The sequence below is a fragment of the Virgibacillus salarius genome, assembly GCF_039521925.1.
GTDB classification, from domain to species: Bacteria; Bacillota; Bacilli; order Bacillales; family Amphibacillaceae; genus Virgibacillus; species Virgibacillus salarius.
This window is the reverse complement of record NZ_BAAACY010000160.1, coordinates 1-6,315: the sequence shown is the minus strand read 5'-3', so window position 1 is coordinate 6,315 and position 6,315 is coordinate 1. Positions and strand designations below refer to the sequence as shown.

Annotated in this window: 7 protein-coding genes and 1 pseudogene; 7 read left to right on the top strand and 1 reads right to left on the bottom strand. The window is 36.5% G+C overall.

All coding sequences use genetic code 11. The annotated features are described in order from the left end of the window. Positions 1-569 precede the first annotated feature (569 nt). Positions 570-1,700, bottom strand: coding sequence for a hypothetical protein (locus ABDZ84_RS19250; protein ID WP_281949934.1), 1,131 nt, complete (start codon positions 1,698-1,700; stop codon positions 570-572). Between the two features lie 361 nt (positions 1,701-2,061). Here ABDZ84_RS19250 and ABDZ84_RS19245 point away from each other — a divergent pair, with 361 nt between their 5' ends. From ABDZ84_RS19245 to ABDZ84_RS19220, 7 genes and pseudogenes are all read left to right on the top strand, one after another. Further along, positions 2,062-2,457, top strand: a complete 396-nt coding sequence (locus tag ABDZ84_RS19245) for a hypothetical protein (protein WP_281949933.1) — start codon at positions 2,062-2,064, stop codon at positions 2,455-2,457. A gap of 122 nt (positions 2,458-2,579) precedes the next feature. Continuing rightward, a pseudogene (locus ABDZ84_RS21530) lies at positions 2,580-2,745 on the top strand (IS256 family transposase); the annotation flags it as partial. 168 nt (positions 2,746-2,913) lie between these two features. Beyond that, positions 2,914-3,120: a DUF5316 family protein gene (locus ABDZ84_RS19240; RefSeq protein ID WP_034678008.1), complete on the top strand. Its 207-nt coding sequence runs from the start codon at positions 2,914-2,916 to the stop codon at positions 3,118-3,120. Between the two features lie 39 nt (positions 3,121-3,159). Continuing rightward, a complete protein-coding gene (locus ABDZ84_RS19235) occupies positions 3,160-3,813 on the top strand; it encodes a lysoplasmalogenase (protein ID WP_343782657.1) in 654 nt (217 codons plus the stop codon). Between the two features lie 36 nt (positions 3,814-3,849). Continuing rightward, on the top strand, positions 3,850-4,980 hold the full coding sequence (locus tag ABDZ84_RS19230; protein WP_281949931.1) for a glycerate kinase: 1,131 nt from the start codon (positions 3,850-3,852) through the stop codon (positions 4,978-4,980). Between the two features lie 123 nt (positions 4,981-5,103). After that, positions 5,104-5,457 (top strand): YxeA family protein, encoded by a 354-nt coding sequence (locus ABDZ84_RS19225; RefSeq protein ID WP_026679561.1) that lies wholly within the window; start codon positions 5,104-5,106, stop codon positions 5,455-5,457. Positions 5,458-5,737: 280 nt separating this feature from the next. After that, positions 5,738-6,220 carry a PTS sugar transporter subunit IIA gene (locus tag ABDZ84_RS19220; RefSeq protein WP_166529920.1) on the top strand — a complete coding sequence of 161 codons (483 nt, stop codon included), beginning with the start codon at positions 5,738-5,740 and terminating at the stop codon, positions 6,218-6,220. The last annotated feature ends 95 nt before the right edge of the window (positions 6,221-6,315 follow it).

The following is a 6,315-nucleotide window of genomic DNA, read 5'->3' as shown; positions in this document are numbered from 1 at the left end:
TTGCTTTTCAGTGCCGTTACTGCCTTTACGAAAGGTATCAACTAGAAGGAAGTGAGTACAAATGTATCAATCATGCGAGAAACGCAATAGTAGAGACGAAGGGGTATTCACTCTATCACCTTTCTTCTTTGAAAGCTCTCATCGATAATATTTACCAGAACATATACCGGCATGGAAGGAAAGATCATCGTTGTCAGCATAAAAGTCCTTTTGATGTCTTAAACATTGCGTATAAAGTACATTTCCGTGCCGCGTAAGTAACAGTGTAAAAAAGAAAACAAGTACCCATAAAAGAATACGGACTAAACTGGAAAAATATGTTTATATTTTCATTGCACCATACTACTTTTTTCTTAGCTTGACGGCTATGGGGAACGGCCTCAGTTAACTCGGTAAGAACACGTTACCACGTGGATCTTCGGACTCGTGCAGTTCCCGCCGGAGTCTCGCTTATTTCAGGTGCTAAATGAATGATTCTGATCAAAAAACGAACGATAATTAATTCAAACCAATTATCATTCGTTTTTATTGTTTCTTCATTCTTTTGTCTCCGTCTCGCTTAGCAAATATTAATTTCTATGAATAACGTTTTTTTCGGATACCTTTCCAAACGTTTTCACTATGATTGGGGTTAACCATTCCATGCTATATTCAAGTAAATCCTTCAAATCATTAAATGTGTGTATATCTGCAAAGCTGATTTGAACAACAGCATGACTTGTATGAAGCTTACCCACATGCATTTGCGGTAAGATTTCTTTCTCCTCACTTACCAACTGATGCATCCAATCGCGTATCTCATTAACTTCTGGAAACTTCCGCTTAGAATTCGCTTGATAGTACACATAGATTAAAAAAGCAATTTCTCCATTTTGCTCAAAAGGATGTAACAAATCAAGCACACATTCAAGGTATACATGACCATATTCAATTACCCATTCTGGTTTTGCAATTCGTGCAATCGCCTTAAATTCTTCCGCTCCCTGCAAAGCATCCATTTCAATTACATCTTGTTCAGCAACGTTTATTTGACAAATTAATTTTTTAAACAATAAATGACGCTGTTGCTCATCCAGATCCGGATTTGCCAATATTGTAATAGCATGCTCTTCCAGACTCATATCAGCCACATAATAGAAGCGTTCAAGCATCTCCTGAAAGTTAAGAAATAGCTGCTTCAGTGATTCGTTTGTAAACAAGTTAGCCCATATATCCTGTAAAAAAGTTCGATAATCAACGATATGAATATTTTTAACTTGGTCCTTACCAAAAGGGTCTAACGTTAAAATGACATAATCCACGAAAACAGTAGTATGAGCAACACCAAGCTTCGTACAAAGGTTTTCTAAAGCGGTATCCGTTTGAAGGCTTTCTGTATGTTTACCATTTTCATCAGGGTTTAGTATATTTTCAATAACGACAATATGGTTAATCTGATTATCTTCTACTACTAAAAGCACAAGATCAATGATACCCATACTTTTTCCGAGTGCCATTCTCGAACGAGCTCGTACTTCGGTGTTAGCGTTTATCTCAACATGTAATGTACTGAAATCTCGGAGAAATTGAAGTGCAAATTCTGAGGAGTAGTTGATAAAAGTAGCAAACATATTAGCGATGACATCTTTTTGATAAAAACAGTTAAGCACGTCAAAAATATTTAAGGAATTTGTGTTAGCAGCATCTAGAGTATGTTTCACAAATCGTACCTCACTTCTATTAAATTCACGTAGGAATAATTTACCACGTAATTAGTTTAATAGAATGAACGAAGAAAGGAAACAAAAAATACTTCAAATAAGCAAAATATTAAGTAGAAAATACAAACGTTTCATTCAAATCAATGTAGGACCCTGATAAGTTCATCTATGCTTCTCCAATAACTACCTCGTTAACGGTTATTTTATCCCACATATAACTGATTAAAGTTTCAATTTATTGTTTTAGTCATGAATGACTAGAAGCATTCATAGGTATAAATGAAAACTCTATTTAGCTGAGAACATGTTCATCTTTCTCAGAAAAGAATCGAAACAAATGAATGTAAGGTGGGGGCTAATAATGAATGAGGCGATAGGAGTTACAGAAGAAGAGATTAAACGTTTTTATGTTTTACACGACCAGAAAAAAGAAATCGAACAAGAGTTACATCAATTAAAGAAGAAGTTCCACCAATTTCTTGATGGATCCATTGGTAAAGAACGTAAAGGAGAAATTATACGTGGTGACTATCAGGTACATCGCCAAATCCGTTCCTCTAGCAATTATATGCCTGAAGTAACTGTGCAAAAACTAGACGACTTAAATTTGAGTGATTTTATTATTACAGAGAAACGACCGGATACAGAGAAGCTTGAAGCAGCAATAAAGTTAGGATTTGTAGACGCAGCTACTTTTGAAGATTGCAAGAATACCAAAGTAACTCAAGCGATCGTTGTCAAAGAAGTAAAACAGTAAAGAAGAGCTTTTACAATGGGAGTGTAATGTTAACTGTGTAAGTAAGAAATGCGTACGGTTTCTTATTTACACAATTTTTTATTTGGTAGAATAATAACTATAAAGGTAAAGGAGTGTTTTAAATGGGTAAACCTAAAAGAAATCCTAACTTAAAATTAGCTAACAAGATTATGAAACAGTATCAACCTAAACGGTAAAAGATATGCAAATGCATTAAAAAACATATTTGAGCTTATGTTTGAGACGATGTCAAATGGCGAAATGGACCATCACTTAGGTTACTCTTCCATGAATCTTAGTTATTTTGATCAATCCCATTTCATCCAAGATTTCAAAGCAGTAATCGGAAAGACTTCAGATAACTATCTGGAAAAAAACAGCTAGGAGTAATACCCCATTTGAGAATAATCGAATACATTAGCTTCACAAAGAACAAAACGAAGGGCGGTTAATCCTATGCTTACAATTCTAGCTGGAATTGGCTTAGTAGGAATAGTTATTTCAGGAATCTTCTTAGGAGTTTTTACGAGCGGACAGCAGCAACGAGCTAATTACCATTCAGAAACAAGAGAACATTATGCGTTCCGTACAAAAATTGGGCTCTATTGTGGCAGTATTGGTTTAGTTTTCCTCGGAATTGCTGGGTTAATATGGTATTTTTAAAGTAGCGAAAACGCATTTCTAAGAAAAGTTGGTGATCGTATGTATGCAAATCAATTACCCATCCTGATTTTTATCATGAGTATACTGTATATCTTTATCATTCCTTCTGAACCAGAGAACTTTAAGCTTTTCTTTAAATTGATTCCCATGATTTTAATCATTATATATGCGTTAAAACAAATGCCTCGTCAGCAAACAAAAACACATTGGCTTATTCTTATCGGTCTCATTTTTTGTTCAATCGGAGACGGAACCTTACAATGGTTTGTCGTTGGCCTTACTGCATTTTTAATCGGACATCTATTCTATTTAGCTGGTTTTTCTTTACAATGGAAATTTTCCATTATTCGAGCTGCTAGCATCATCCCGCTAATTATCTATGGATTATTCATGGGAAATGCATTAATTCATGCAATCATTACCTCAGGAAATCAATCGCTCATTATCCCTGTCATTTTTTATATTGTAGCCATTTCCTTTATGGCTTGGCTCGCAATAATGACTGGGAACCGATTTGCGATTGCAGGTAGTATCTTATTTGTTATATCTGATTCCATCCTGTCTTGGAATATGTTTATATCACCAGTTGCCTATTCACATATACTTATTATGACAACCTATTATGCTGCACAATTTTTAATAGCACATAGCCTTAGCAGCTTGTCTAGCAAACAGAGTCGGCTTGTTTGGTAAGGCACCGAATTATGCTACCTTATAAAGGAGGATATCATGCACATTCTACTTGCTCCTGACTCTTTCAAAGGAAGCTTAACATCGTTAGAAGCAGCAACAATTATGAAGCAGGCTATCCTATCTATTGATAACGAGGCTACCGTTACACTAAAGCCAATGGCAGACGGTGGTGAAGGTACAGTTGACGTCATTCTTGCTTCTACAACTGGACAAAAAATAAACGTAACCTGTACAGGTCCTTTAGGTGAAACCATCCATACCTATTACGCCATCCTCCAAGACCATACAGCTATTATTGAAATTGCCAATATTGCTGGTCTTGTTCAAGTTCCAAAGCCTAAAAGAAATCCAGAGAACACCACCTCTTTCGGACTTGGTGAAGTGATAAAGGATGCACTCGATCGCGGATGTAGCTCCCTTATTATCGGCCTAGGAGGAAGTGCAACAAACGATGGTGGGCTTGGTTGTTTGCAAGCTTTAGGCATGAAAGCATGGAAGCAAGATGGTAGTCAAGCTGACGTGTTTGGAAAAGACCTTTTAGACATTGATCATATATCATTTGCGGACATCGACCCTAGATTAGAGGAGGTTACAATCCATGTGGCTTGTGATGTCGATAATCCATTAATCGGTCAGCAGGGTGCGAGTTCCATTTACGGCCCACAAAAGGGTGCTACTGAACAGCAGGTGACTCTATTTGACGAAGCACTTGCAGCTTATGCATCCTTGCTTGCAGTGAACCGAGGTAAGGATTTCTCTAATAACAGAGGTTCAGGGGCCGCTGGTGGACTAGGTTTCGCTCTATTAACAATTGGTGCAAGACTAACTTCTGGGGCAGCCCTTATTGCTGAGGCTACACAATTACATCAAGCAATGAAACTGGCCGATTTCATAATTACTGGTGAGGGGCAGAGTGATGAACAAACATTATCCGGAAAAGCTCCAGGTTATATTGTCGAGCTAGCGAATACGTTGCACGTCCCTGCGCTATTAATTTCTGGAGCACTATCAGGAGACCTCACGGCGCTGCGTAAGCAATTCCATGGTTGTTTTTCGATCGTTAATCGACCATTGTCTGTTGAGGAAAGTATGGAGCAAGCACAACGATTACTATACGACCAAACCATTAACATATTCCAATTAATTCGTGCAATCATAAAAAACTAATGTATCGACTATGCTCTTCCCCTACCTTTCAAAACTGTAAGCTGCTTGTAAGGTAGATCCAACGAAGAAGAACAGCTCTTCGTGATAGTATTTAGTCAACAGGAATGGAGAGGATGCACTAAAATGAAAAAATTATTTTTTATAATCATATTTATTAGTACAATTATTGTGACTGGATTAGCCATCATGCTCTTATTTTCGAATGAAATTACAGATCGCTTTAATCCACTAGTACCCAAAGAAGAAATCTATGTACAAGTAAATAAAGATGGACATGCAAAAAGTCCAGGAGGTTATGATTATACATTGATCGGATATAATGCGAAGGGGAAGCAAAAACAAGTTACTTTCTATGCTAGTGGTGAACTACAAAAAGATGCATACTTACGCGTTTATGCAAAAGGGAAGTATATTGAAACATGGGAAGAAGTCAGCCATAATGACATACCTAAAAAAGCAAAAGCACATTTTTCCTAAGATAAAAACAAAAAGTCATACAACAACTTGAAGTTGCTTTTTAAATAGGATAATGTTACTATATGCTTAACAAATAAATATGCATCACATGTTACTGATACGATCAGGCATGGTGGTATGATAGAGCAACCTTAGGTTCTCTGTATACTGCCATGCCTTTTTAAATTGAAAAACACATGATGTATTCTTGATTTTAGGACAGACTAAGGTTTACTTACCTGCTCCCTTTTTATAAAAATATCTATCAAACATGAGAATCAAACAGAAAGGTGTACTGTTTATGTTTAAAAAAATGTTTAAAAAATCAAACGAACAACAAATTTTCGCTCCAATAAATGGTAAAAATGTTGCTTTAGAGAAGGTTCCTGATCCAGTATTTAGTCAAAAAATGATGGGCGAAGGGATAGCAATTATACCTCAAGATGGTAACGTCATTTCACCTGTCAATGGAAAAGTGGTACAAATACCTGAAACAAAACATGCGATTGGATTACTTGCCGATGATGGTACAGAAATCTTAATCCATGTCGGATTAGAAACGGTAGGTTTAAAAGGTGAAGGCTTCAAGGTACAGGTGAACACCGGAGATACCGTAAAAGTCGGCCAACCGCTATTGGAGGTTGATTTAGATTATATCAAACAGCATGCAGCGGATATCATCACACCAATTATAATTACGAATAGCAAAGAACTAGATAAACATTTTACATTCACGAAAGAAGCAAGCAGTAAAGCAGGTGAAACAATAATTATCACTATTTAAGCCTAATAAAGCTGTTAACTGAAAGAATAGGAGCATTCCTGTAATGAAGAAATTTGAGGGTTGAACAAAAAAGAGCCCCCTTGGTATAGTACAGG

Coding starts and splice junctions, on each gene's coding strand:
- ABDZ84_RS19245 (WP_281949933.1), top strand. CDS start 2,062: ATGAATGAGGCGATAGGAGTTACAGAAGAAGAGATTAAACGTTTTTAT.
- ABDZ84_RS19230 (WP_281949931.1), top strand. CDS start 3,850: ATGCACATTCTACTTGCTCCTGACTCTTTCAAAGGAAGCTTAACATCG.
- ABDZ84_RS19220 (WP_166529920.1), top strand. CDS start 5,738: ATGTTTAAAAAAATGTTTAAAAAATCAAACGAACAACAAATTTTCGCT.
- ABDZ84_RS19225 (WP_026679561.1), top strand. CDS start 5,104: ATGAAAAAATTATTTTTTATAATCATATTTATTAGTACAATTATTGTG.
- ABDZ84_RS19240 (WP_034678008.1), top strand. CDS start 2,914: ATGCTTACAATTCTAGCTGGAATTGGCTTAGTAGGAATAGTTATTTCA.
- ABDZ84_RS19235 (WP_343782657.1), top strand. CDS start 3,160: ATGTATGCAAATCAATTACCCATCCTGATTTTTATCATGAGTATACTG.